Raw genomic sequence first — 25,599 nt, 5'->3', positions numbered from 1 at the left:
ATTAAAGAGCTACCGAAGGGCGCTGCCCGTTCGATGTGGGGCGTATTCTACCCACTTTTCCTGATGGGTCAACAACTTTTTGCAATTACTTTAAAGCACTAACGCATTGATACAAGAAGCTAAGTCAATAGCCCTTATACGCTAGCCAGCCTAATACTCGACCACATCAAGGCGGGCCAGCAGCTCTTGGCGCCTGGATTCCGTTGTAAAGGCTTCTTTTAGGGCATTACGGTTAAGAGTCAGGAAAGCCTCTTCATCCCAGCCGAATGATTGAGCACAAGCGATGTGATTAGCCAATAGACCACCACCAAAGTAAGCCGGATCATCCGAGCTAATCGTCACATTAAGCCCTTTATCAAGAAGGGCCGGCAAAGGATGATCGGTTAAGCTATCAACCACATTTAAACTTACGTTGGATAAGGGGCATACGGTCAGCACGGTTTGCTTTTGATATAGGCGCTCCACCGCTTCGTCACTCTCCAGACAGCGGATACCGTGATCAATGCGGCACACATCAAGCAAATCCAATGCCTCAATGATATAGGAGGCCGGCCCTTCCTCTCCTGCATGAGCCACCCGAGCCAACCCCAACTCTTGGGCGCGTTTAAAAACGGCAACAAATTTTGAGGGTGGATGGTCGCGCTCAGCACTATCCAGACCAATGGCGTCAAGCTCACTCCAGTAAGGTGCTGCTTGCTCCAGCACTTGAAGTGCCTCTTCGGCAGGCCGGTCACGCAAAAAGGCCATGATCATTCCGACACTTAAATCCAGAGACTGCTCTGCCTCTTGCTTGGCACGCAGTAATCCGGACATGACCACGTCCAGAGAAACGCCGCGCTGTAGATGTGCCTGAGGATCAAAATGTATATCGATATGGACGACACCCTCACTACTAGCGCGCTTGAAATAATCCATCGCCAAGTCATAAAAATCCTGCTCATGACGAAGAACGCTCATGCCCTGGAAATAGAGGTTCAAGAAACCTTGTAGATCTTTAAACTGATAGGCTGCCTTGGCCTCCTCGACGGAGGAATAAGGTAATTCGATACTGTTTCGCTCTGCCAGAGCAAACATAAGCTCCGGTTCCAGCGAGCCTTCAATATGCAAGTGAAGCTCGACTTTAGGAAGGTTACGTAAAAAATCCTGCATCATTTTTCCTTAACGCCCAACTCAAGCGGTTACTTACCTGAGCTGAGCTTCCCGGCACTTAAGTGCCAGTGATGGGTTATCTGTCGCGTTAGCAAGCTACCCACTTCATGGTGAACAAAGAAGATGGTGGTGCGCCCGACCAACCAGCGAGAAAGCGTGTTAGCTACTATTACGGCCGTATCATGATCAATCGCCGCAAAAGGCTCGTCTAAAATAACCACCGAAGGGTCCATGAGCAACAGCCGAGCCAGCGCCACCCGCCGCGCCTGCCCACCAGACAGTTGCTGCCCTCGCTCACCTACGGGTGTTTGCAACTGGCCCGGAAGAGACTGAGCCCACCCATCGAGCGCTACTGCTTTCAGCACATCCCAAAGCGCTTCATCATCAGCATCAGGATTCCCCAAGCGTAGATTTTCTTCCAATGACGCATCGAAAAGGTCTACCTGCTGGGTTAACAAAGCAATGTGTTGCGAACGCTCCTGCTCTGGCACAGCAGTAGGCACGCAGCCTCCTACATTAACCACACCTTTAGAAGGAGCAAGCCGCCCCGTCAAAAGCGCCGCCAGGGTACTTTTACCCGCACCGGAGCGCCCGGTAATGATAGCCCACTCCCCCGTTGCCAGATGAAACGATACACTATCAAGCGCTGGCATCAGGCTAGAAGGATAACAATGCGTGACTTTCCGCAACTCAAGATCAAGCTGTTGGCCGGAAAATGACTGGTGTTGACTCTGCTGGCACTCGGGCCCAAGTGCATTTAAACGCTCTGCTGCAGCGGCACTGCCCCCCAAACGTGCGAAAGCACCCGGAAGCGGTACAAAAACTTCATTCACACCTAGAATCACCAGTAGCAACATCACCAGAATAGGCCCGGTTATTACCCCACTCGCCACCTGCACGCCACCCAGCCATACAACGCTTAACAGCAGCAACCCGGTAATAACGCTAATGAGGCTATTACCCATAGCAACACTTCGGCCAAGGCGCCGTTGATTATCAAGCGCTGCATCTTCGTGCGCCTCCACCTGCTGACGGTGCCACGCAGCGCTGCGATAGGCAATTAACTCAGCTGAGGCCTGCAACTGATCAACGACTAAACGCCGCAACCCTTCTTGGTCAGCCACTTGGCGATGACTGTGCGCATACCCCAAGCGCGCCATGCCATAGGTAACACTCACCCACAGAACCAGCAGAACCACGCCGACCCACAGCGCTAAAGCAGGCAACCAAATAGCAATAAAGAGGGTTAACCCCACAATAACTACCAAGCTAACCAGGGGTGGCATCAGCAAACGAAGATAAAGATTGTCGAGAGCATCTATATCAGCGGTTAAACGTCCCAGCCAGTCACTGACACGCTCGCGCTGCAACGCCGCCTCATCCAATCGCATAAGCTGGCCAAACACGCGGTAGCGTAAATCAGCCAAGAGGCGAAGCACCGTATCGTGATTATAGAGACGTTCTATATAGCGGGCGACAGTACGTAATAGCGCAAAGAAGCGTATTCCTCCGCCAGGTACATACACATCCAATTGAACAGGTAAGCCAAGCAAAAAAGCGATGCCCGCTAATGCACATGCGGTAATAAACCACCCAGAAAGGCCCAGCAGTGAAAGCCCCGCAGCAAGCGTTAAGCAAATAAGGAGCGCGCCGATTGCGAGCCGCCTTCGACGCTTCATCATTAACGCTACCCAGGGCGACAATGCCTGGCGCGCTTGGGACAGCTCACTTTTTTGTGAGGACGCATTAGGTTGCATCACGCACCTCCTTTAAACGGCCGTCCTGCATATAAAAGTGGAGCTGAGCCGCCCTAATCGCAGCCGGGTGATGCGTTGCCATAATCACCGTACGCCCCTGTGCAGCCCATGCTAACAATGCACTAATCACAGAGGCTTCGGTTTCAGCATCCTGGCTTGCTGTAGGCTCATCGAGCAGGATTAAATCAGCATCACTTAAATAAATACGCGCCAACGCCAGCCGCTGGGCCTGACCACCCGACAACCCTACTCCGCGCTCTCCTATCATGGTATCCAAACCATCAGGCAATTGGTTTAGAAGCTCCTCCAGACCAGCCTGGTGAAGCGCTGAAAGCATTGCGAAAGCATCGGCATCAGGGTTTGCCAGCCGCAAGTTATCCGCCAAGGTGCCATGCAACAGGCCCGGCTGCTGGTCCAGCCACGCGTAACGCGGCTGAGCCAACTGAAGCGTGCCGCTTGATGGCGTCAAAAAACCGGCCAATAACGCCAACAGTGTCGACTTCCCGCTCCCGGATGGACCACTAATCGCAATGACACTGCCTTTTTTGATCGTCAGATCCATTGGCCCTAACACCCGACCGCGGATCGGATAGTCAACGCTGACATTTTGTAGCACTACAATATCGTCATCAGCTGCAGGTTCATCAAACGTACTTCGCTGTATGCTCGACTCATTCAGCACCGTTACCAGGCTTTCTGCGGCACCTAAAGCAGTAGCACGATCATGGTAGTGCTGTGACAAGGTGCGTAACGGCTGGAAAAACTCAGGAGCGAGCAGCAATACGGCTAAGCCCGTAAAGAGCGTTAAAGAAGGTGCAGGCCCGTACTCAATATATCCCAGTAAGCCAAACCCTACGTATATCGCTACTACGGCAATGGCGACCGACGCGAAAAACTCGAGCACTGCAGAAGATAAAAAAGCCAAGCGCAACGTTCGCATGCTTAAACGACGGTAATCATCTGTTGCCCACCAAACGTCCTGATGAGCACTCGCCGTGCGGCCAAATAGCTGAAGCGTCGACATTCCACGAACACGATCAAGAAAGTGGGCAGAGAGCCGTGCAACCGCTGCAAACTGATCCCGATTTATACGCTCAGCTCCCATACCTACTAGTGCCATGAATAGCGGGATGATGGGCGCAGAAAGCAACAAGAAGAGAGCGACGACATAATCCAGTCGTAGCACCACCAATAGAATCAGTAGCGGTAAGAGAGAAGTAATTCTTAGCTGCGTATAGAAGCGAGAAAAATAGCCATCCAGTGCCTCTATATTTTCTACCGTCTGCGTCGCCAAGGCGCCGCTTTGGTGATAAGCCAACCACACAGGGCCCAATGCCCAGCATTTATCCAGCAGCTGACGTCGAGCGTACTGGCGGATACGCAGACTAGCCTCCAGGCTTACTATCTCTTGCCCCCATAGGCATACCCCGCGCCCAAGCACACACAACGCCAGCCCTATTAATACGTTTAAAAACGGATAAGGCGCTTGTTGATCAATAACCAACTGCTCTACTAACCAGGCCAATCCCACTACAATAATAACCGTTTGAACCCCAGCTAAAATGCCAAGAAAAGCGGCGAGATTTAATCTTCGCCGCTCTAAGGTTGCCAGCATTTTTAACCAGGAGCGTGCGGTTAGCGACTGCTCCGTCATCTGATTGCCTCTGGCTTAATGATAACCTTCACCTACACGCACCTTGCCGCGAAATACCCAATACGTCCATGCGGTATACATCAGGATAAAGGGGATAACAAAGAGCACACCAATCAACAAGAAAAGCTGTGACTCAGGTGCTGACGCCGCATCCCACAAGGTGTAGTTAGGCGGCACTATCATCGGCCATTGGCTCACGATCAAGCCCAGATAGGTAAATACATAAATACCGATAGTCGCAAGGAAGGGATAGCCCTCACGGCGCTGCTTTACCGAGCGGTATACAAGAAAGGCGAAGAAGAGCGCTAGCGCTGGGAAAATCCAGATCAAGTGCAGATGACCAAACCAGCGATCCCAAACAACCGGGTTCACGAACGGCGTCCAGATACTAACAATGGCGAAGACCACCAGCACCATTGCCAACAGCATAGGCGTGATTTTATACGCCCAATCCTGTACGTGGCCTTCTGATTTTAGAATCAGCCAGGTTGAGCCCAAAAGCGCATAACCTGCCATAAGCCCCAAGCCTGTTAACACCGTAAACGGCGTTAACCAATCAAAGGCGCCCCCAGTATAAACAAAGCCTTCGGTTTGAAAACCCTGAATATATGCACCAACCACAGCGCCTTGAGCGAACGCAGCGACCGCCGAACCCCAGGCAAAGGAGCGATTCCACCAGCGGCGGTTACGGCGCGACTTAAAGCGGAATTCAAACGAAATGCCACGGAAAATCAACCCTGCCAGCATCAAGAAAACACCGATATAGAGTGCCGGTAAGAAAATCGAGTAAACCAAGGGAAAAGCCGCTAACAAGCCAGCCCCTCCCAAAACCAGCCAAGTCTCGTTACCGTCCCAGACCGGTGCCACAGAGTTCATCATGACATCACGAGCTTCTTCATCAGGGGCAAAGGGAAATAGAATTCCCAAGCCAAGATCAAAGCCATCCATCAGTACATACATGATGACGCCGAACCCGATAATGCCAGCCCAAATAATCGACAGATCAAACATTTCCATGGTTAGCTCCTCACCGGATCAATGTCATCATCAAAAGGGGTGTGGGCGGCAGAGAGTGGCCGCTTGGGACGGTCAGCATCCCTATTAACAGACGCCTGTTCTTGCTCAGGCAACATGCCGTTGCGAACCACCCGGGTTAGATAGTAAATACCAGCATAAAAAACCACCGCATATACCAGCACATACCCAATAAGCGTAAACAGCGCCATCCAGCCTGTTAGCGAAGGTGTCACACCCTCTGCATGAGACATGATGTTGTATACCAGCCAAGGGGACCGACCTACTTCGGTCACGATCCAGCCAGCCAGAACCGCAATGAAGGGTAAAGAAATCATGCCGACCAATGTTTTCAAAAACAGCTGACTCTCATAAATACGTTGATTGCGCCGCAAGAATAAGCCTACAAAGGAGACAGCAATCATTATTAAGGCAATGCCAACCATCACCCGAAACGCCCAAAATACGATGGCAACAGGAGGCTGGTCTTCAGGTGGCACGGCCGTAAGCCCTGGAACTTCACCATGCAGCGAATGGGTAAGTATGAGACTGGCCACGTTAGGTATGCCAATCTCATAAAGGTTTCTCTGCGCCTCCTGGTCCGGTAGTGCAAACAAGAGCAATGGCACGCTGGTAGATGTTTCCCAGTTCCCCTCCATTGCTGCGACCTTCGTTGGCTGATATTTGAGCGTATTCAACCCGTGGGAGTCGCCCACATACGCCTGAAGAGGCGTCAGGAAAAGCAGCAACCATAAGCACATGGAAAGCGCTCGACGGTTAGCCTCTGGATCTCTTCCACGCAACAAAAACCAGGCGCTAACACCTGCCACGACAAACCCGCCGGTGATAAAAGAAGCCAGGGCCATGTGTGCAAAGCGATGAGGGAAGGAGGGATTGAAAATCGCGTCAAACCAGGAAATCACATGAAAACGATTGTCGATCAACTCAACGCCTGCCGGTGTATGCATCCAACTGTTTGCCGCGAGGATCCAGAACGCTGAAATAAAGGTGCCCAGCGCCACCAAGACAGCCGCCATCAAATGGATACCCTGTGGCACTTTTCCACGGCCAAACAGCAATATGCCAAGGAAGGCAGCTTCAAGGAAGAAGGCTGTCACGACTTCATAACTGAGCAAGGGACCTATAAAATTGGAGGTCGCCAGAGAGAAATTACTCCAGTTCGTACCGAACTGAAACGACATCACGATTCCCGACACCACCCCCATGCCAAAAACCACGGCAAATACTTTCGTCCAGAACAGTGCCAAACGGTCCCATGCAGGATTTTGCGTCTTAAAAAAAAGTGCTTGTAAAAGCGCAATATAAGAGGCCAACCCAATGGTGAAAACCGGAAAGATCGTGTGAAAACAGATAACAAACGCGAATTGTATTCGCGACAGCATTAAGGGATCGAGTTCCATTGCACGCTCCTAACCTGAATTAATACCCCAGTTTTTGTTAACGCAAGCTTAGCTGAAACTTAAAGATTCAGCCTTTAATTATAAGCATCTAGCCTGTTTTTATTTATATTGCCATATTACTGGCTTACATCTCACTATACACCGGTCTATCTTTCGCAAAGCGTGGCGCATTGACGCACATCAAATAATGCCAATTATTCATTAAGATAATACGACAACGCTTATCATATATCCGGTATACGCAATAAAAAGCGTAAAAAGAACAGCGCCTTCGAGGCGATTAATTCGACGCGGACGTCCTTTCCAGGAAAATGCGAAGAGAACCATTAGCAGGGTCATGCAGGTCATAATGCTCCAATCACGCACCAGCACTTCCCGCCCAGCATCGATAGGTGCAATAACCCCCGCAAGCCCCACTACAGCAAGGCTATTAAACAAGTTAGAACCAACGACGTTACCCAGCACCATATCGTGCTCTTTACGGCGCAGCGCGCTAATCGAAGAAGCAAGCTCGGGCAGTGAGGTACCAACGGCTACGACGGTTAGCCCGATAATCAAGTCACTCACGCCAAAACGTTGCGCAATTTCTACCGCTCCCCAAACCAACATACGCGAGCTTGCAACCAAAAACACCAACCCAACCAACGTCCACATAATCGCTTTACCACGCGACATGGGATTACTGTCCAGCGTCTCAGCGACTTCCTCAACCAGCGCGTCGTCCTTTTGCTTTTTTGAACGAAAGATGCTTACGCCGATAAATATGACGAGGGCTACCAATAAAAGGGCCGCTTCCCAGCGAGACACCCAACCATCCCAGAGCATAATCCCAGTGATCAGTGTGACCAGAATTAAAATCGGCATCTCTTTGCGGATGACGCTGGAGTGCACAGCTAACGGTGCAATGAGTGCAACAAAACCCAATACCAAACCAATATTAGCAATATTGGAACCATAGGCATTCCCTACTGCAAGCCCGGGATTCCCCTGCAAGGCTGCCAATACTGACACCATCATCTCAGGGGCTGAGGTACCGAATCCAATGACCAACATACCAATCAATAAAGGCGAAAGACCGAGCCAACGTGACGTTGCAGCTGCGCCATCAATAAATTTCTCAGCACTCCAGATGAGCAACACCAGTCCCATCACTACAGCTACAAGTGGAAGCAACATTTTATTTCCTTATGGCAGAATATTAGGCACTATCGCGGCTGCATCCTTGACTAACCCTTCAGTCGGGTCAAGCATCGGGTTATGCCAGCATGGATCTATTTGGGTTTGATATAAAAAAGGCCCGGTGTTCATTCGGTTTACATCGCATTCGCAGTGAGAGTGTCCCCTTTGCCCCACTTCCGTTTATTAAAGCGTTCCTCACTTTCCGTTAATGCGCCTCTAGTGGATCGGCAGCCACCTGAGTCTCGCGTTCAGCGTCGACGTTTACGCGCCTGCCATGAGTGCGACTGGGTATCCGCGCTGCCCCCCTTACGCTCGGGCGAAAAGGCCAGTTGCCCGCGCTGCTCACATGTACTCGTAAAACGCCACCGCTACCCCGCTCAGCGCAGTATGGCACTTGCCATTGCGGCATTAATTGCATTAATCGTGGCTATTTCGTTTCCGTTTGTAAGCTTCAGCGTTAGTGGCGTCGGTAATCGCATAGAGCTGTCACAAACGGCCACCACGTTAATTGCCTTTCACCAACCGGTCGTAGCCATTATCGTCATCATGACCATCGTTGTGCTGCCGACCCTTTATCTGCTTAGCGTGATTTGGCTGCAGCTGGGGCTTTTACACGGCAAGCCACTCGCCTATAGTCGCGATATTGCCCGCTCACTTGCCCACTTGACGCCCTGGATGATGGCGGATGTCTTTATTATAGGGGCGCTGGTAAGCCTAATTAAAATAGCCGGTATGGCGCAAATTGAGTTGGGTATCTCCTTCTGGGGTTTTTGCATCTTTGCGGTACTTTTATTAATGACCATCCAGTCCATTGATGCCGATTGGATGTGGTTTTCCCTCGAAGGAGAACCCTTGGCGCCAGAGGGCACCCAAACAGGAGCAACCGCCGCTAGTCAGCGCCTAACAGGATGCCCAACCTGTGGGCTTGTCAATTCACTCACCCCAGGACATAAATCTCGCTGCATTCGATGTCATGAGAAACTTCATTCCCGACTCCCCTATAGCTTACAACGCACCTGGGCACTGCTAGGCGCAGCGACTGTCATGTATATCCCTGCGAATGTTTACCCTATTATGACCACGACGAGCCTGGGGCATAGCGGTTCTTCGACCATCATAGGAGGCGTCGTTGAACTGATTCAGATGGGCTCATGGCCAGTCGCCACCGTTATTTTCGTTGCCAGCATTATTGTGCCTGTCGGTAAACTGCTGGCGCTTTCATGGCTATGTATTGTCGTCCGAGGCAACAGCCAACCCAATACCATCACCCGCACGCGGCTTTATCGCATTACCGAATTTATCGGACGATGGTCGATGGTTGATGTTTTTGTAGTGGCTATTCTGGTTGCCTTGATACGCGCTGGCTCACTTATGTCGATCACGCCAGGTCCAGCCGCGCTGGCGTTTGGCTCGGTCGTGGTATTGACAATGCTAGCCGCCATGACGTTTGACCCCCGCTTAATATGGGATGCTCCTACAACGACAGCGTCCACATCAAATAATAGCCACTCTGGGAGCCATTAATGGGTAACGACACCCCCATAGCTAACAAGCAAGAGCCTGACATGAACAAAGCCAGGCCTTCGCCACAATCACGCATCTCCCCTATTTGGATTGTGCCTTTTGTGGCTATCATTATTGGGTTATGGCTGGTGTACGATAATTACACCAGCCGCGGCACACTTATCACATTAACCATGAACAACGCCGAAGGTATCGAAGCGGGAAATACCTCAATCCGCAGCCGCAACGTTGAAATCGGCCTCGTGCAAAGTGTCCAGCTCTCTGAAGATCTAAGCAGTGCTGTGATTACAGCACGCATTCAGCCTCAGGCTGAAACCTTGTTGCGTGAAGATAGCCGCTTTTGGGTGGTAAAGCCTCGTATCGGACGTGAAGGGATTAGCGGCCTGGGTACTGTCCTGTCTGGCGCTTATATACAGCTTGAGCCAGGAAGCTCTGAAGAACAGCGGCGTGACTTTCCGGTAAGCGACGTTCCCCCCGTCGCCACTGCCGGAATGGCCGGTATCAATATCAATCTCATTAGTCAACTCGGCAATTCGTTGCGTGTCGGCGACCCGGTTTCCTACCAGGGCTATACGGTGGGCCGCGTTGAAGAAGCAAGTTTCGACCCCGAATCACGCACCATGCATCACCAGGTATTTATCGAAGAGCCCTATACACTGCTGGTGACCGACAGCACCCGCTTCTGGTCCTCAAGCGGCATTGACCTACGCCTTGATTCAAACGGCTTTCGCGTTAACGTTGAATCACTTGAAACCCTGTTAGGCGGAGGTGTCACGTTTGGGGTGCCCGAAGACTTACCAATGGGACGTCCTGTAGAAGCAGGCGCCCGCTTTAATCTGTACGGGGATGAGGATGACGCTCGCGAGGGTACCTTCAATCAGTACCTGGAATACGTTCTGTTAGTGGATGACACCGTTCGCGGCCTTTCACGCGGTGCGCCCGTCGAGTTTCGAGGTGTTCGCATAGGCACCGTGGCCGCTGTCCCCTGGAACTTTACATCACCACAGCCAAGCTCACGCGCAAGTTTCGCCATCCCCGTACTCATTCGCCTTGAGCCCCAGCGGCTTGGCATCGAGAATTCGGATATTGATTTGGAAGAGTGGGAAGAGCGCTTTAACCGCATGTTTACGCTTGGCCTTCGTGCGTCGCTTAAAAACGGTAACCTGCTAACCGGCGCTTTATTTGTGGATCTGAACTTTCAGCGAGACACCGACGAGGACTACATTGCGTCGACTTTCTCTGGCCGCACGGTTTTCCCCACGGTGTCGGGTGGTTTTTCCCAAATCCAATCCCAAATTACCGATCTACTCGACAAGCTGAACGCGCTTGAGGTGGAGCCCTTACTGGCGGGCCTGGACAGTAGCTTACAAGCCTCTGAAAGCATGCTTAATGAGGTCCGCGGTGTCAGCGAGTCGCTCAACCAGCTGCTAAGCGACCCTGAAACTCGTGCAGTAGGCGGCAACCTCAATGCTACGCTTAACGAGCTTCAAGGCACCCTCCAGGGCGTGTCGCCTTCCTCACCGGCTTACCAGGACCTGACGTCGGCCATCGAGCGCCTGGATCGATTAATGCGCGACCTTCAACCACTAACCCGCACACTGAACGATAATCCACGGGCGCTGCTGTTTGATAATCTGGATACTCAAGATCCTATACCGCGTGCACCGCGCTAAACAGGGGAATATTATGCGTATACTCGTTTTAAAATCCTTATTGCTAATGTCCCTATCGCTCATGCTGACTGCTTGCGCAAGCAGTGTGACGCCGCCGGCGCGTTATATGCTACCCAGTAACGGGCTGGCCAATACACCAAGTAGCCCCCAAGGCACGCTACAGCTGCGCTCGCCACGCCTTGCTCACTATCTCGACGTCGATGGCATCGTCATGCAACTGGATGACATTACGCTGAACCAGGCGCGAGAGCACCAATGGGCTGAAAGCATCGACCGACAGCTTGCACGCAGCTTACGGATACAGCTGTCGCAAGAGCTGCCGCTTATTCGCGTAGTCCGTGATGACAGCAGCCAACCTGAAGCGCTCACCCTGCGGCTTGATGTTGATCAATTTCAAGGCCGCTACGATGGCTTAGCGGTGGTGGCCGGGCAGTGGCAGCTACGCAGCCCAAGTGATGAACTGTTGGCCATGAAGAGCTTTTCTGCGCAAACAATACTGGATGAGGACGGCTACCCCGCTCTGGTACGTGCCCTAAGCGCTAGCTGGGAGGATGTTGCGAGACAAATTGCCGACCAGATACGTCAGGGTAACTATTTCCATTAGCCGGTTTAAGCGGGATGAAATAACCAAGGCGCTTGAGAGTCCGCCAACCAATCACCACAAGTATGCCCGTCTGAGGTAATCTTCATGTTACACTGACGGGTATATTTTGAGTGTTGCGATAGCGTAACACCCACAGTCAAATGCCCGTCTCTTCCATACTGACCACTTTTTTTCGTTATGGTCATACGTGGCTAATCAACGATCATCGCGACTTGGCAAGCTTTGCTGTCGCGACGATAACCATTCTCGTCTTTTGAAAAATTACGCCTAGCAACAACGCTTTTAATCAGCTGTTGCCTTGTTAGGTGGCTGCGGAGAACGCATGAGCTTTTCTGAACTTGGTCTGCAAGAAGATTTATTACACGCCGTTACGGCGCAAGGCTACACCCAGCCTACTCCTATCCAATTAAAGGCTATTCCTGTCGTTTTAGAAGGTCGCGACTTGCTCGCAAGCGCCCAAACGGGCACGGGTAAAACGGCAGGCTTTACCCTACCTATGCTACAGCGTCTTTCCGGTGGAAAACGGCCAGGCAAACGCCAGGTGCGTGCGCTGGTATTGACGCCTACTCGGGAGCTTGCTGCTCAGGTAGGTGAAAGTGTATCCACCTATGGGAAGCATCTCTCTTTACGCTCGCACACGATTTTTGGTGGTGTAGGCCAACAGCCTCAGGTCGATGCACTTAAAGCAGGCCTGGACGTACTGATTGCCACCCCTGGCCGCCTGCTGGACCTTCAGCAGCAGGGCCACGTTGACCTTTCAGCCATCGAAATTCTAGTGCTTGATGAAGCCGACCGCATGTTGGATATGGGCTTTATTCACGATATTAAACGTGTACTACGCCTAGTGCCCAAACAGCGCCAAAACCTGCTATTTTCCGCCACGTTTACAAATGAAATTCAGACGCTGGCGCAGCAGTTGCTCAATAACCCCGCCCTTATTGAAGTGGCTCCACGCAACACAACCGCCGAGAAAATTCTCCAAGCGGTTTATCGCGTAGACCGCGAAAAAAAGCGCGAGCTGTTGGCGCATTTGATTCAGCGCCACGGCTGGTTCCAAGTGTTGGTTTTCACCCGTACTAAACATGGTGCCAACCGGCTTGCCGAACAGCTTTCAAAACAGGATATCCCTGCCATGGCTATTCATGGCAACAAAAGTCAGGGCGCTCGTACCCGTGCGCTGGGGGCTTTTAAAAGTGGTGACTTGCAAGTATTAGTCGCGACGGATATCGCCGCACGTGGGCTGGATATTAGCGAGCTTCCCCACGTGGTTAACTTCGACCTGCCCAATGTGGCGGAAGACTACGTCCACCGCATTGGCCGGACAGGCCGAGCGGGTAGCAATGGTGAAGCAGTATCACTGGTGTGTGTGGACGAGCACGGTTTGCTGGGCAATATTGAGCGGCTGATCAAGCAAAACCTACCCAAACATATAGAGCCCGGGTTTGAGCCAGATCCCACGATCAAACCAGAGCCCATTGAGAATGGTCGTCGCCAGCGCCAACCTCAAGCACGACGCAAACCAACTAGCGACAATGGAAATGGCAGCGGCGAGCGCCGTCGGCGCGCACGCCGCTAGCCTGCTAACAAGGAATATGCGAAGGTTATGCCCTCGCATATTCCACTACGTTGGCTACTACATTATCAGGGAGCGATCATGTCATCTTCTCAACTTATTAATGAATATCGGCAGTGGCTCAGTTTTCAACGCCAAGAACAGCTTAGCCGTGAACACCAGGGAATCGCGCAACGCTTGGAAGATGCACGTGCCTCTTCAAAGCAGGTCATACAAGCCTACCGCAGCATGGCGGAGAAAGCCGCTAACGAAGGCGCTTGCTACCGGACGCTGTTCCTACGCGAGCGTGACGATAATGTAGCGCTACCTTGCGAAGGCTGGCTGTTTATTCGCCGCGTACTCAGCGAAGAAAACAGCACCCGCGTGCGCGCCACGTTAATCGAAACCTTTACCCTTGAAGATGGCATTCTGGCACCAGGTGATAAACCTGCTCAGAAAGTGACACTTGAGATTTTCGATAAGCTGGATATCAATCAAGGTATGCGCACTAGCGTCCGTGTGGACTCCATGGAAACACCACAGGATTATCACTTCATCACGCTACTGGATGCAGTCCGCGGCGATTTACGCCCTTATCTTAAGTAGGCCGCACTGATGCTATCTCGACGTTCCGTTACCTTTATTTTACTGATGGTTGTGGTGGGGCTAAATTTACGCCCTGCCCTTTCCTCAGTGGCCCCCTTGCTGACGCGTCTTCAGGAAGCTGCCGGGCTCTCACCCGCGGCAGCGGGAGTACTGACAACACTCCCCGTGCTGTTTTTAGGCTTGGCTGCTCCTATTGCGCCGCTTTTAGCAAAACGGCTAGGCAGCGAGCGGGCGCTTAGTGCTGCGCTACTACTGTTGGCTGCAGGTTTGATTCTACGCGGTTTACCGTTGCCCGGCGTCCTGTTTATAGGCTCCGCAATGGCGGGCGCCGCCATAGGCATTAGCGGCACTCTACTGCCCGCACTGGTGAAACGCGAGCTACCCGAAAGTGCTGATCTTTTGACGGGCCTCTACACGATGGCGCTCTGCCTGGGAGGCGCGTTGGGAGCAGGATTTAGCGTGCCGCTGACAGTGTGGCTGGGCAGCTGGCAGGCAAGTTTGATGAGCTGGTCGTTACTGGCGCTATTTGCTCTGATTCTCTGGCAATGCCAAATGCCCTCGACTTCCTCTCATGGTATGCCTCAGCCGCCATCTTCGGGACTTCTTAAACTGTTACGCAAACCGCTCACGTGGCAAGTAATGCTGTTCATGGGCATTCAATCATCCATGGCATATATCGTTTTTGGATGGCTGCCAACGCTGCTTGTCGATCGTGGCTATGATGAGGCCAGCGCGGGTTGGACAATGGCTATTTCGATCATGTGTCAACTCGTTTCAGCCTTGGGGGCACCCTGGCTTGCCCGCATGGGGTCAGACCAGCGCCCGGCGCTCTTGCTTGTACTGTTTAGTACGGCCCTAGGGCTTTGGCTGCTACTTATAGCGCCCTTAGCCTGGAAATGGCCTGGCGCCATCTTGTTAGGCCTTGGCCAAGGCGGCAGTTTTAGCCTGGCCCTCAGCCTGCTGGTATTAAGAACAGCGACATCACGCCTTGCAGGACAACTTTCCGGCCTGGTACAAGGCGGAGGATATACCATTGCCGCTATTGGGCCTTTTAGTGTCGGCTTGCTGCTCCAATCCGGCGTTCATGCAGACCAAATTGCCTGGCTTTTGATCTCGTTGGTAGGTGTTTGCTGTGGATTCGCCCTGTTGGCTGGCCGCACGCGCCAGCTGGACGATCAAAGCGGCACGCTTCTGGTTCACCGTTACTAACCTGCACTGGAATCAAACAGGAGTTTTAGTGCTTGGCCTTCAAATATTTACGCCAGGAAATCCGTGATGAGTAGCTTCTCACCTTTAACCGCAACGGCTCCCACCCACGAACGCATTTTGGTTATTTATACGGGCGGCACCATCGGCATGCAGCAAAGTGCCAATGGGCTGACTCCCGGCGCGAACTTTGCCCAACGCATGGCGACCGCGCTTGGCCAGCTCCCCATTGCCCAACAGCAATCGCTTCCTGCTTATGATGTTATTAGTTATACCACGCTGATTGATTCCAGCGCGGCGACCCCACTTCAGTGGCAGCAGTTAGCCAGTGACATCGCCACCCGGTTAACGGATTACCGAGGGTTTGTCGTGATTCATGGTACCGATACGCTTAGCTGGACGGCCGCTAGCCTTGCCTATCAATTGCAAGGCCTAGAGCGCCCTGTCGTTGTAACCGGCGCAATGCGCCCCCTGGAAGCACCCAACAGTGATGCTCTTGATAATATTCATGGCGCGCTGCGGTTTGCGGCAAACGCCGAGCTTCAGGAAGTCGCTATTTATTTTGCAAACCGGTTATTGCGTGGCGTACGAGCTATAAAGCTGCACAGTGACGCACTAACAGCCTTCACCTCTCCAGGTTACCCGCTACTTGGTGAGCGAGTAGGCAATGACTTTGTTTACTACCCAAGCCGTGGGCTTGCCTCTCAACAGCGTGGCGCGCCACGCTTTGAACTCCCCAGCTACCAAGGGTTGGATAAAGGCGAAGTGGTTCGTATCGCGCTCTGGCCCGGTTTGGCCGCTTGGCAACTGGAAGCCTGGCTTGGAGATTCACGCGTTAAAGGCGCTGTTATCCAGTTGTGGGGAGCGGGCAATCTGCCTAACGATCCAGCCCTATTGAATGTACTGGCTAGCGCGGCCGGTGAGGGGAAATTGCTAGCGGCGATAAGCCTTTGCCCTGAAGGCAGCATTCATATGGGAGCGTACGCTGCGGGCGAGGGGTTAACAGATGCAGGCGTGCTCTCAGGCGATGCCATGACACCAGAAGCCACCTTTACCAAACTGGTCCATCTTTTGGCTCAACCGCTTGATGTAGAGACACAGCGGCAACGCTTCCTCGCTTCATTAGTCGGCGAACGCTAATAAGCGTGGTGATATCCGTAATTTACGCTATGTTTAATCAATGCTAACCAGTTGACGGAGCCCGTAATTATGGAAAAACCGGTACATCTTTTTAGTGATCTTTTCGAACAACTGGGCCTGCCATCAGACGCTGAGTCGATTGAAGTTTTCATCAAGCGCCATCGCCCTTTACCCAAAGAGATGGTGCTTTCCGATGCGCCCTGTTGGAATGAAGGCCAAGCGGAATTTCTTCGTGAAGCCATTGAAGACGACGCTGACTGGGCCGAGCTAGTCGACGAGTTGGATGTCGCCATGCACCAAGGGAGTTAACGCGCTGGCGCCGCTTTCGAGCGGCGCTTGACCCAAGCACCGACAAGCAATAGTACCGTAAGAGCAACAAGCGGTAGAAGCACCTCAAACTGAAGTGCATTTTCTTCCTCTATCGCTTCAAGCGCCCCATGAATAGCGCTGCTGTATACGCCCCACTTAATCGATAGGCCTAGCGTTGCCGCAAGAAGAAAAATCGACAGTGGCACACGGCATAGCCCAGCTGCAAAGTTGATCACCGCGTGAGGAAAACCCGGCAAGACACGAAGTGCGCACTGGGTTAATAGATCTCCCCTGTCCTGAAGCGTTTGCATGACTTTTAGGGTTAGCCCTTTGGGTTGCCATGCGCTACGGGTACGTGCCGCTAACTGATGGCCACCCAACGCGCCCGCCACGCTCCCAAGTGTCAGCATAATGGTGGCAATTACAGGTGGGTAAAAGGGTGCGATTAGCCAAAAGCCAATACTCCCGGGCAACCCAGCGGCCAAGGTAACAGCCATAAGAACAACCACCCCAACCACTACTGCGGGATGATGTGTCCATTCGTCAACGGTATGCCTGACCGCCATTAAATCCGGCGAGTGCCAAAACCACACATACGCCAGTATGGCTATAACGCCAACGGCTATCGCCAAACGCCACACAATACGAAAGGCATTACGCATTCAGCCTAGCCTCAACACGTTCAAGAATTTGCCGACTCACTTTACCTACGAGCGGCTTCGCAGCTTTATTAACGGCTTTTTCCATAAAGCGATTATGAATTTCATAACCAAGCGTGAGTGATACCTCCGTTCCTTCTGGTACTTCACGCAGCCGGTAGCGCCCCTGATTTTTCACCCCATCAAGCGACTCCCAAGCCAGCGTATGCGGCGCCTGAATCTCAGTCACTTCCACATCAAATGCCCAGTCCATACCTACTGCACGAACATGCCAGCGATAGCGATCGTCCCCCAATACATCAATGGAACGTATTAAATCAGAATAATCAGCAAAATCTTCCACGCGGCGCAATAACTCAAATACGCGCTCAGGTGATGCTTTAACAATTTCACTGTGCTCTATGGTGGCCATGATCCCCTCGAACCGCTGAAAACTAACTGTTAACCGCTAAGCTACCTGTAAACCGAAGCACCATCTGTAACCGCCGGAAACGATAAGCTTAGCAAAACAATGAGCGTAGCATGCTGCTCAATTTATCGGGAATGACGAATAAGGAGAGACGATCATTCAGACTACGGCTGGTCAGATACGTTCTCATTGCGTAAACTGCCGCCCTCCCGGACCGGACCCCGGCACTCCGTGCAGCCTTATCGCGCACGAAAAATTCTCCGACAGCGAGCACTATTTATGTCCAGTACGTTTTCTCTCCCTTCTACGTCACCGACAGCGACGGTGGTTATCTATTCCGGCGGCATGGACTCCTATACGGTGCTTCACCGCGCACTGCGTGAAGGACTGGAGGTCCACGCACTATCTTTTGACTATGGTCAACGTCACGCACGCGAGCTGGATGTGGCTACGCACGTGTGCCGTCAGTTGGGTATTCCTCACCAGATAGTCGACATTCGAGCCATTCACGGTTTGATCGATAACTCCGCACTGACCAACGCTGACCAGGCCATGCCGACGGGTGACTACGCAGATGATAATTTGCGCGCCACTGTCGTTCCCAATCGCAATATGATTTTACTGTCCCTGGCGATTGCCAAAGCGGTCAACATAGGCGCTGGGCGCGTGGATTATGGCGCCCATGGCGGTGACCATGTTTTATACCCGGATTGTCGCCCCGAGTTTGTCGATGCCATGAATCACGTGGCGGGTATTGCCAACTTTGAGTACGTTACGCTGCATGCCCCTTACCTCTACTCATCAAAAGCGGATATTTTACGCGATGGCTTGTCCATGGGGCTTGATTACCAGCATACCTGGACCTGTTATGAAGGACGTGCGTTAGCGTGTGGTCAGTGCGGCAGCTGCCGAGAGCGCTTGGAGGCCTTTGCCGCTAACAATGTGCTCGACCCCTTGGCTTACGATGCGACAGTTCAGGTGAGTCGCTGATGTATCACGTTAAAGAAGCCTTTTACACGCTACAGGGCGAAGGCGCACAAGCGGGTCGTGCCAGCGTTTTTTGCCGTTTTAGTGGCTGCAATTTGTGGTCAGGCCGTGAAGTGGATCGCGCTCATGCAAAATGTACCTTTTGCGATACCGATTTTATCGGTACTGACGGACAAAACGGCGGGCAGTTCGCGACAGCGGCCGAGCTGGCTGCGCATATTAATGCGCTCTGGCCAAAAGGTAGCGCGAATGCCACCCCTTATGTGGTGTTTACCGGCGGCGAGCCTCTGCTCCAACTGGATACACCGTTAATTGACAAGCTACACCAGCAGGGCTTTGAAGTAGCCGTTGAAACGAACGGTACGTTGCGGCCCCCTCCCGGTATTGATTGGTTGTGCGTTAGCCCCAAAGGTAGTAACCCTTTAGTCATTACGCAGGGAAATGAATTAAAACTTGTTTATCCGCAGGCTGACGCGTTGCCCCCGGTCTTTGAAGACCTTGCGTTTACTCACTTCTTTTTGCAGCCCATGGATGTAAGCCCGTTAGGGCAACAGTCCGACACCATCGCCCAGGCAACGGATTACTGTATGGCTAACCCACAATGGCGCCTTACACTTCAAATTCACAAAATCGCAGGGTTTGACTAATGGCGCTCTTTGTAAATCAGTTAACCCATATGGATGTCTCTGTTTGGTGCCCGACGCGCGGACTCATCGGCTGCAGCTGGCAAGTAGATGCGCTCCTTGAAGGCGCCTTGGGTGAAGACGGCATGCTATTTGATTTTGGCGAGGTAAAGCCCTGGATCAAACACACCCTGGACAGCGGCCTCGACCATACGCTTCTGGTGCCCACGCAGGCGCCCAGTGTAAGCATTACTGATTGCGAGGAAGGCCTCTGCGTTCGCACCGAAACGCCTTATCCCCTGGAAGTTCGTGGGCCTGTCGAAGCCTTTAGCCTGCTTCCCTGGGCATCTATTACGCTTGAAGAGGTAGCAGCGTATTTAAGTGGCGAGTTGACCGCACAGCGCCCCGTCAATGTTGACCGTGTCATGCTAACGTTAAGTGATGAAGCTACGACCGGAGCAGCCTACGGCTATAGCCATGGCCTTAAACGGCACCAGGGCAACTGCCAACGTATTGCCCACGGCCACCGCTCCAGACTCTCTATTTGGCAATCGGGCACGCGCCAACCTGAGCTGGAAGCTCGCTGGGCGCACTGGCTGGATAACCGCTACCTACTTGAGCAAGCGGATATTGAACATCAGGACGATGAGTTCTTGACCTGTCGTTACCAGGCTGCCCAAGGAGACTTTTCCATTCGCCTGCCAGCAGACCGCTGTGCGGTATTGCCAGGCCCCACTACCGTTGAGAACATCGCCATCTGGCTGGCACGTAGCATCGCCGATGAAAGCGGCCACGCCACACGCGTTCAAGCATTCGAGGGGATTAACAAAGGCGCCTTTGCGGAATTTACGCCATGAGCGAGGCAGGTATTATCGTTAAGCAAAGCGCTGGCTGCCGGGCGGGTTGCGGAGCTTGCTGTATAGCGCCGTCCATCAGCTCACCGATTCCAGGGATGCCTCAAGGCAAGCCTGCTGGGGTTCGCTGCATTCAGTTGGATGAGCAGAATCTATGTCGGCTTTTTGGCGATGCAAGCCGCCCCGCCGTTTGCGCCAACTTTAACTTTGATGCCAGCGTTTGTGGCGAGCACCGTGATCAGGCGCTCGCCACCCTTGCGCACCTCGAAACAGCAACGGGATAACCCCTAACCTTCTACACCCGCAGGCTGGGTCAAGCGACGATCCAGCAGGCTCACCCAACGCACCAGCACCGGCGCATCACTATGACTAACATCATTCAGCAAATGCCGGAACGCCTCTTTGGCGTTAAGGTCGCCCGGCGCGATGTGCATCAACCATAACTCAAGGGCCGCCAGCTCCTGGTGGCGGTTCCCATTCTCTCGGGATTGGCTGATGGCCATCTCGGCAAGCGCCCTAACCTCGTTCGCAGGATGTCCAAGCTGCTGCCGAACGCTCGCCAGCAGCGTCGCTAGCTCAGGCAAAAACAGCGTGGTACGCTCGCGGGCGATCACAAAGCATTGATCCAAATAGTCTTCTGCGGCATCAAGCTCACCCAGCTCAATACAGGCATCGATATACCATAGTGAGGGGCGCTGGTAGCGGTCGCTCCCTTTAAGCTCGGTCATCCGCTCAAGGCTTTCGCGTATTTGTGCAAGTCCTCCTTGATCCCCTGCCAACGCGCGCTGCCATCCCAACACCGCCTGGGCCGAGATTTGCCATAATTGCAAGTCGGGCGTGACGGTCATGGCTGCCGCCCTCTCCGCCTGGCGCGCTGCCAGGTGCACATGCCCTAACTGACGATAGAGTGAAGCCGCGAATAACAGCGACATTGCCAGCGTTCCCGGGTGGCCAATTTTTTCCGCCAACCGAAGCGCCGCCGATACTTGCCGCTCTGCACGCTGATAGTCGCCCCGTAAACAGAGCGCCCAGCCTTGAAAACACGCTGCCGTTACCTGCGGGTGATCAGAGAACGGTAACCACTCAATCATCATTTGTGCATTGAGCGGATCAATTTCATCCAGATGATCGTGGGCCTGCTGGATACGTCCTGCCCAGTACTCGCATTGAGCGCGTGCATAATCCGCTAAACGGCGATAGCGCGGGTCTTCCAGTCGCTCCGCGATATCCGCAAGCGTCGAGGCAAGCGCAAACGCATCGGCATGCGCATAGCGCTGGCTGCGCCCTACCCAGAGCCCCCACTTAACCAGAAAGACCTGCTCAAGCTCTTCAGGGTCATCCAGCATATCGCTGCCGGACTCACGCAGTAACTCTCGGGCGCGAACAAAACTTTCATGAGCGATGGGTGAGCCGTGTCCTTCCAGGGAAAATGCGGCCTGGCCACGTACCGTAAGCAGACTAACCTCGCGCTCTATCTCATGCTCAACGTGGCGCAAGCTTGCCAACCCTGCGTCGGCCATCCGCAACGCCGTTCGGTTAGCACTGACCTTTAGCGCCTCGCGAGCAGAAAGCTCAAAATAGCGTGCGCCGCGTGCGTAATGACCGCTTCTACGCAAGTGTGCAGCAAAGTCGCCAGGATGGCGGCTAATCCACATGGGGAAACGCTCTTCAATTAGCGTGACGACCTGCTGATGCAGTTTGACGCGTACATCGCGCGGGCAGGAGAGATAGGCGGCTTCCTGAAGAAGCTGATGGCTAAACTGGCACTCTTGCTCACCGAGCTCTTTATTAACGGGCTCAATGATCTCGAGCTGACGCATATGCTCAAGCGCTTGCGTTAATCGAGCGGGCTCCCAGCCGCTGCACTCCAACAAAAAATCCAGCCGGAAACGTTTGCCAAGCACTGCCGCCACGTGGGCAACAGCGCGGTCGGCCTCCAACTGATCAATACGGCTGGCTAGCAAGCCCAGCAGCCCTTTCGGCAGCTCATCAAATTGGATACTACGCCCTTCGCGACGGTCCATGTCCAGACGTCGGCAAATTTCCTGCATGTAAAGCGGCACGCCATCACACCGCTCTATGATCTGGTTACGCAGCCGGGGGCTTAAATGTATGCGGTAGCGGCGTGACAGCTGGGATAGCAGGCGTGATGATTGCTGAACGTCCAACTTACCCAACGTGATCTGCTGGTCCCAGTGAAGCTTAATCGGAAAGGGTTCACGGCCATGGTGACTGGCAATCAGCATAAACGCCGTATTGATAGGCAAGCGCGCCTGAAGGCCTGCCAGCACTTTAAAGGAGGGCTCATCAATCCATTGAAGATCATCAATCATTAGCACCAGCGTACGCTCACTGGTTTTCTGCTCAATCAAGCGATGTAACAACTGTACGACCAGCTCCGCCGCCTCGCCGTTTTGCGCAAGCTGCGCCACCTCTTGAACATCCCGAACTCCAAGCGCCTCTTCAAGCAGGTGCTGTCGGCTCTTTTCTAAAAGCCCCAAGCCCAGCGTTGTTTGCATGGCATGCAAGGTATCCAGCGCAGGTGGCGCATTTAGATGCCAGGCCACCAGGCTGCGGGCAATGCCGTAAGGTTCAAGTACGGATAATCGCGTCGTTGGCTGCCAACAAATCGCGGCATCGCGACTTAATTCAAGCTGACGAAACCCCACCATGAGCGCAGATTTCCCCATGCCCGAAGCACCTCGGACAAGCACGCTTTGGCGCAGCCCAATTCCCGCCCGCGCCAAGGCATCGCGGAGCGTACGCAGCGGGACCTCACGCCCCACCAGGCTCGGCGGGAGCGCATCACGCCCCCCCTCGTTTTGCCCCAGGACCAGCGCGCGCAGGCGAATACGCCCATCGCTTGCCACCAGCCGAGACACCAGTCGTGGCTGTAGATCAAGCGCGGGGGGCATGTGCTGGCTGGCCTCCTGAGAAATGACCAGCTCACTGCCCTCTGCCGCACTCATTAGCTCCAAGGCAACTTGCGTCACCTGACCAAGCGGGTCCGCTAGCTGACGCTCTGCCAAATAGACGACCCGCCCGCTATTTAACCCGGCGGCAAGCTCAAAGGAAGGCGGCTCACCTTCCCCTTCCCAGTGGCGCGCCGACTCTTGCGGCAGCGCGTGTTGACAGTGTTCGTAAAGCGCTACTAGCTCCGCAAGTTGGTGTGCGGGTCCATGTGTACCAAAACAGGCAAGCCCGAGTCCTCCGGTAGCCCCAGGTAACCAGAACCCTCCCAGATGATGACACTGCTGCTCTAACCAACGCAGTAACTCCAGCTGCAGGCCCAGACAGCTACGCACTGCTGCACGCTCCTGCCAGTCGCCCTTCAAGCGCAGCCGAATAGCCATCACGGAGAGCTGGCGCAGCTCGATTTCATCGTCGCGCAGCGGCTTGCTGTCCGCTGCCAATACGCGCGAAAAAGCGCCCTGAGGGGACATGGCACGAGGATCATGCGGCCCATCCGACCAATAACTTGCGAGCTGTAAAAAACTGGGTTCAGGCTGCTGCCCCGAAAGCGCTAATAGCTGTAAATAACCATTGTATTGCTCGTGAGCAGCAGCGATTTGGCTCTGCTCGGCAAGCTGGCGTACCAAGCGCTCATGAAAAGGTGCATAGCCAGAAAAGCGGCTTACCAGGCCTTCAAGCATTACATCTGGCGCATCCTCATGGGCTTCCAGGACCTGCTCAGCAAAGCGAATGACGCGCTGACGCCATTCGTTGCGCACTTGTACGAGCCACCGCTGAAATTCGCTACAGCTGGTTAGCTGGAGCTCCTCAACGAGGTCCCCTTGATAGCAGGTCAGCACCGCTTCGAGCGTTGCTAGCTCGCGGGGGCCTTCCAGCAGTTGCTGCAGTTCATGTAAATCGATGCGCCAAGTCGCTGGCAGGTTAAAAGCGATGGTTTGGCGCGACACTTTCAAGACGTGATCAGCGTTATCCCCGAGCGAATGACGCAGGCAGTGCAGAGCATGGCGCAAGTTAGTTCTGCCTGATGAAAGCCCTTGGTCAGGCCATAACAGCTCGGCGAGCACCGAGCGGTTCACCGGCTGGCGGTGAAGCAGTAAGTAGACTAACAGCGCTTTGACTTTGTCATAGCTAAAGTGGGTTAGTACACCATCCCCCTGAGAGAGGGAAAAATGACCAAAGAGGATTAGCTGATCAGACTCACGAGTATCGCGCATGATACATATCCTGCCTGGGCTAGTGGTGTATTAAGCGGGTACACCACTATGAAAACGAAAAGCCGTATCGGGTGACGTTATCAGCTCTGCTTCCCGGGCCACAAAAAAAGCAATTCTTTCATCAATGGAAGCGTTAGTTTGCTGCTGCGCAAGCAGTAGATAGTCTTCAAAATGACGCCCTTCGGACTTAACCAGCGTGCGATAAAATTTAGCCAACTCTTCATCCAGGTAAGGAATCAAGCGAGCAAAACGCTCGCAGCTGCGTGCTTCTATTAAGGCGCCAATAATGAGGATATCAATAAGACGCTCTGGATCATTGCTGCGCACATGGCGTCGCAGGCCCTCAGCGTACCGGGAAGCGGTTAAATGTTTGTATTCAACGCCGCGCTTCTCCATTAAACCCACAACTTGCTCAAAGTGCAGCAATTCTTCGCGGGCGAGCTGAGACATTTTGCTCAATAAAAGAGGTTGGTCTACATAACGATACAGCAAACTCATGGCCGTCGAGGCGGCCTTTTTCTCACACTGAGCGTGGTCAACGAGCAGTATTTCCGGGTTATCTAGCGCCCATTTAAGCCAGCTGTCGGGCGTTATGCAGGCAAGAAATTCATTTAAACTTTCGGGCAACAAGTCATCTGCTTGAAGCTTATGGTCTGCGGGTGTTAATTCCGGCAATTGCATTGACATAACGTTCTTCCGAGCATTTTTTCATAATTGTACAATATTTAAACGCCGATAGCGTTCACCTCGTTCCTGGCCCGCAAGAACGACGCCATGCCATGTCTCTTGGGTACGTATTGCTGGCCACCGCTAATAGTAATAGCTAATTAGTAACAACAATGGCGCTCTACGCTTCGCTGTGAGGTTAGTTCAACCTGGAAAGCAACCGTAACGCTATAGCGTCCAGGCCATGGTAACGCGGCGCAACCGCAATCACACCTTTAGCGTGCTCGGGCCCACCACACCCTGCCAGAAAGTGCCCCAAACGGCCAAAATACAGGCCTTTAAAGCGGTATTTTTTGCGTATCAACACAAAGTACAACACCTGCCTATCGCCTTCTTCTTAACATTGTCGACAGTTTGCCGTAGAAT

Annotated in this window: 23 protein-coding genes; 12 read left to right on the top strand and 11 right to left on the bottom strand. The window is 53.2% G+C overall.

Going from position 1 to position 25,599, the window contains the following annotated elements:
* Positions 1-150: 150 nt before the first annotated feature.
* The 6 genes from FKN99_RS14065 to FKN99_RS14040 form a co-directional block, all read right to left on the bottom strand.
* The gene (locus FKN99_RS14065; protein ID WP_172118471.1) at positions 151-1,149 is read right to left on the bottom strand and encodes an adenosine deaminase; all 999 of its coding nucleotides are present in this window, start codon (positions 1,147-1,149) and stop codon (positions 151-153) included.
* Between the two features lie 29 nt (positions 1,150-1,178).
* A complete protein-coding gene (gene cydC / locus FKN99_RS14060; protein WP_172118470.1) occupies positions 1,179-2,906 on the bottom strand; it encodes a thiol reductant ABC exporter subunit CydC in 1,728 nt (575 codons plus the stop codon).
* The gene (gene cydD / locus FKN99_RS14055) at positions 2,896-4,560 is read right to left on the bottom strand and encodes a thiol reductant ABC exporter subunit CydD (protein WP_172118469.1); all 1,665 of its coding nucleotides are present in this window, start codon (positions 4,558-4,560) and stop codon (positions 2,896-2,898) included. The genes cydC and cydD overlap by 11 nt, the downstream gene beginning before the upstream one ends.
* A 15-nt stretch (positions 4,561-4,575) precedes the next feature.
* Positions 4,576-5,577, bottom strand: a complete 1,002-nt coding sequence (cydB, locus tag FKN99_RS14050; protein ID WP_172118468.1) for a cytochrome d ubiquinol oxidase subunit II — start codon at positions 5,575-5,577, stop codon at positions 4,576-4,578.
* Between the two features lie 2 nt (positions 5,578-5,579).
* Entirely contained in the window at positions 5,580-6,995 is a 1,416-nt protein-coding gene (locus tag FKN99_RS14045) for a cytochrome ubiquinol oxidase subunit I (RefSeq protein ID WP_172118467.1), read from the bottom strand.
* A 201-nt stretch (positions 6,996-7,196) separates the two neighbouring features.
* Entirely contained in the window at positions 7,197-8,171 is a 975-nt protein-coding gene (locus tag FKN99_RS14040) for a calcium/sodium antiporter (RefSeq protein WP_172118466.1), read from the bottom strand.
* A gap of 222 nt (positions 8,172-8,393) precedes the next feature.
* Here FKN99_RS14040 and FKN99_RS14035 point away from each other — a divergent pair, with 222 nt between their 5' ends.
* The 8 genes from FKN99_RS14035 to FKN99_RS14000 all read left to right on the top strand — a co-directional run bounded on the left by FKN99_RS14035 (position 8,394) and on the right by FKN99_RS14000 (position 16,788).
* Positions 8,394-9,698: a PqiA/YebS family transporter subunit gene (locus tag FKN99_RS14035; RefSeq protein ID WP_406565432.1), complete on the top strand. Its 1,305-nt coding sequence runs from the start codon at positions 8,394-8,396 to the stop codon at positions 9,696-9,698.
* A complete protein-coding gene (gene pqiB, locus FKN99_RS14030; protein WP_172118465.1) occupies positions 9,698-11,371 on the top strand; it encodes an intermembrane transport protein PqiB in 1,674 nt (557 codons plus the stop codon). The genes FKN99_RS14035 and pqiB overlap by 1 nt, the downstream gene beginning before the upstream one ends.
* 13 nt (positions 11,372-11,384) lie before the next feature.
* Entirely contained in the window at positions 11,385-11,975 is a 591-nt protein-coding gene (locus tag FKN99_RS14025) for a PqiC family protein (protein ID WP_172118464.1), read from the top strand.
* A gap of 322 nt (positions 11,976-12,297) precedes the next feature.
* Positions 12,298-13,551, top strand: a complete 1,254-nt coding sequence (locus FKN99_RS14020) for a DEAD/DEAH box helicase (protein ID WP_172118463.1) — start codon at positions 12,298-12,300, stop codon at positions 13,549-13,551.
* Between the two features lie 78 nt (positions 13,552-13,629).
* Entirely contained in the window at positions 13,630-14,133 is a 504-nt protein-coding gene (locus FKN99_RS14015; protein ID WP_087107329.1) for a hypothetical protein, read from the top strand.
* A gap of 9 nt (positions 14,134-14,142) precedes the next feature.
* Positions 14,143-15,342 carry an MFS transporter gene (locus tag FKN99_RS14010; protein WP_172118462.1) on the top strand — a complete coding sequence of 400 codons (1,200 nt, stop codon included), beginning with the start codon at positions 14,143-14,145 and terminating at the stop codon, positions 15,340-15,342.
* 66 nt (positions 15,343-15,408) lie between these two features.
* Complete coding sequence (locus FKN99_RS14005) at positions 15,409-16,479, top strand: asparaginase (RefSeq protein ID WP_172118461.1); 1,071 nt, start codon at positions 15,409-15,411, stop codon at positions 16,477-16,479.
* A gap of 69 nt (positions 16,480-16,548) precedes the next feature.
* Positions 16,549-16,788 (top strand): DUF2789 domain-containing protein, encoded by a 240-nt coding sequence (locus FKN99_RS14000; protein ID WP_172118460.1) that lies wholly within the window; start codon positions 16,549-16,551, stop codon positions 16,786-16,788.
* On the opposite strand, the gene FKN99_RS13995 is transcribed toward FKN99_RS14000, so the two are convergent.
* Complete coding sequence (locus tag FKN99_RS13995) at positions 16,785-17,450, bottom strand: VTT domain-containing protein (RefSeq protein WP_172118459.1); 666 nt, start codon at positions 17,448-17,450, stop codon at positions 16,785-16,787. The genes FKN99_RS14000 and FKN99_RS13995 overlap by 4 nt on opposite strands.
* Complete coding sequence (locus tag FKN99_RS13990; RefSeq protein WP_172118458.1) at positions 17,443-17,859, bottom strand: SRPBCC family protein; 417 nt, start codon at positions 17,857-17,859, stop codon at positions 17,443-17,445. Before FKN99_RS13990 ends, FKN99_RS13995 begins: the two co-directional genes overlap by 8 nt.
* 276 nt (positions 17,860-18,135) lie before the next feature.
* Between FKN99_RS13990 and queC the strand changes: the two genes are divergently transcribed.
* The 4 genes from queC to FKN99_RS13970 are packed head-to-tail and all read left to right on the top strand — an operon-like array spanning position 18,136 to position 20,604.
* A complete protein-coding gene (gene queC, locus FKN99_RS13985; protein WP_172118457.1) occupies positions 18,136-18,846 on the top strand; it encodes a 7-cyano-7-deazaguanine synthase QueC in 711 nt (236 codons plus the stop codon).
* Complete coding sequence (gene queE / locus FKN99_RS13980; RefSeq protein ID WP_172118456.1) at positions 18,846-19,490, top strand: 7-carboxy-7-deazaguanine synthase; 645 nt, start codon at positions 18,846-18,848, stop codon at positions 19,488-19,490. Before queC ends, queE begins: the two co-directional genes overlap by 1 nt.
* Positions 19,490-20,323 carry a 6-carboxytetrahydropterin synthase gene (locus FKN99_RS13975; protein ID WP_172118455.1) on the top strand — a complete coding sequence of 278 codons (834 nt, stop codon included), beginning with the start codon at positions 19,490-19,492 and terminating at the stop codon, positions 20,321-20,323. The genes queE and FKN99_RS13975 overlap by 1 nt, the downstream gene beginning before the upstream one ends.
* The gene (locus FKN99_RS13970; RefSeq protein ID WP_172118454.1) at positions 20,320-20,604 is read left to right on the top strand and encodes a YkgJ family cysteine cluster protein; all 285 of its coding nucleotides are present in this window, start codon (positions 20,320-20,322) and stop codon (positions 20,602-20,604) included. The genes FKN99_RS13975 and FKN99_RS13970 overlap by 4 nt, the downstream gene beginning before the upstream one ends.
* A 3-nt stretch (positions 20,605-20,607) precedes the next feature.
* Here FKN99_RS13970 and FKN99_RS13965 read toward each other — a convergent pair whose 3' ends face one another.
* From FKN99_RS13965 to FKN99_RS13955, 3 genes are all read right to left on the bottom strand, one after another.
* On the bottom strand, positions 20,608-24,507 hold the full coding sequence (locus FKN99_RS13965) for an AAA family ATPase (protein WP_172118453.1): 3,900 nt from the start codon (positions 24,505-24,507) through the stop codon (positions 20,608-20,610).
* 30 nt (positions 24,508-24,537) lie between these two features.
* Positions 24,538-25,194: a tRNA-(ms[2]io[6]A)-hydroxylase gene (gene miaE, locus FKN99_RS13960; RefSeq protein ID WP_087107350.1), complete on the bottom strand. Its 657-nt coding sequence runs from the start codon at positions 25,192-25,194 to the stop codon at positions 24,538-24,540.
* 178 nt (positions 25,195-25,372) lie between these two features.
* Positions 25,373-25,540, bottom strand: a complete 168-nt coding sequence (locus FKN99_RS13955; protein ID WP_172118452.1) for a hypothetical protein — start codon at positions 25,538-25,540, stop codon at positions 25,373-25,375.
* Positions 25,541-25,599: the final 59 nt, after the last annotated feature.

The organism is Halomonas hibernica (genome assembly GCF_013183775.1).
Lineage (GTDB): Bacteria > Pseudomonadota > Gammaproteobacteria > Pseudomonadales > Halomonadaceae > Vreelandella > Vreelandella citrativorans.
The sequence above is the reverse complement of the archived record's forward strand: the minus strand, read 5'-3'. Positions and strand labels throughout refer to the sequence as shown.

Coding starts and splice junctions, on each gene's coding strand:
- FKN99_RS13965 (WP_172118453.1), bottom strand. CDS start 24,507: ATGCGCGATACTCGTGAGTCTGATCAGCTAATCCTCTTTGGTCATTTT.
- FKN99_RS14040 (WP_172118466.1), bottom strand. CDS start 8,171: ATGTTGCTTCCACTTGTAGCTGTAGTGATGGGACTGGTGTTGCTCATC.
- pqiB (WP_172118465.1), top strand. CDS start 9,698: ATGGGTAACGACACCCCCATAGCTAACAAGCAAGAGCCTGACATGAAC.
- FKN99_RS14015 (WP_087107329.1), top strand. CDS start 13,630: ATGTCATCTTCTCAACTTATTAATGAATATCGGCAGTGGCTCAGTTTT.
- FKN99_RS14000 (WP_172118460.1), top strand. CDS start 16,549: ATGGAAAAACCGGTACATCTTTTTAGTGATCTTTTCGAACAACTGGGC.
- FKN99_RS14045 (WP_172118467.1), bottom strand. CDS start 6,995: ATGGAACTCGATCCCTTAATGCTGTCGCGAATACAATTCGCGTTTGTT.
- cydB (WP_172118468.1), bottom strand. CDS start 5,577: ATGGAAATGTTTGATCTGTCGATTATTTGGGCTGGCATTATCGGGTTC.
- FKN99_RS14065 (WP_172118471.1), bottom strand. CDS start 1,149: ATGCAGGATTTTTTACGTAACCTTCCTAAAGTCGAGCTTCACTTGCAT.
- cydC (WP_172118470.1), bottom strand. CDS start 2,906: ATGCAACCTAATGCGTCCTCACAAAAAAGTGAGCTGTCCCAAGCGCGC.
- FKN99_RS13995 (WP_172118459.1), bottom strand. CDS start 17,450: ATGCGTAATGCCTTTCGTATTGTGTGGCGTTTGGCGATAGCCGTTGGC.
- queE (WP_172118456.1), top strand. CDS start 18,846: ATGTATCACGTTAAAGAAGCCTTTTACACGCTACAGGGCGAAGGCGCA.
- FKN99_RS13970 (WP_172118454.1), top strand. CDS start 20,320: ATGAGCGAGGCAGGTATTATCGTTAAGCAAAGCGCTGGCTGCCGGGCG.
- FKN99_RS14010 (WP_172118462.1), top strand. CDS start 14,143: ATGCTATCTCGACGTTCCGTTACCTTTATTTTACTGATGGTTGTGGTG.
- FKN99_RS13975 (WP_172118455.1), top strand. CDS start 19,490: ATGGCGCTCTTTGTAAATCAGTTAACCCATATGGATGTCTCTGTTTGG.
- cydD (WP_172118469.1), bottom strand. CDS start 4,560: ATGACGGAGCAGTCGCTAACCGCACGCTCCTGGTTAAAAATGCTGGCA.
- FKN99_RS14025 (WP_172118464.1), top strand. CDS start 11,385: ATGCGTATACTCGTTTTAAAATCCTTATTGCTAATGTCCCTATCGCTC.
- FKN99_RS14020 (WP_172118463.1), top strand. CDS start 12,298: ATGAGCTTTTCTGAACTTGGTCTGCAAGAAGATTTATTACACGCCGTT.
- miaE (WP_087107350.1), bottom strand. CDS start 25,194: ATGTCAATGCAATTGCCGGAATTAACACCCGCAGACCATAAGCTTCAA.
- queC (WP_172118457.1), top strand. CDS start 18,136: ATGTCCAGTACGTTTTCTCTCCCTTCTACGTCACCGACAGCGACGGTG.
- FKN99_RS13990 (WP_172118458.1), bottom strand. CDS start 17,859: ATGGCCACCATAGAGCACAGTGAAATTGTTAAAGCATCACCTGAGCGC.
- FKN99_RS14005 (WP_172118461.1), top strand. CDS start 15,409: ATGAGTAGCTTCTCACCTTTAACCGCAACGGCTCCCACCCACGAACGC.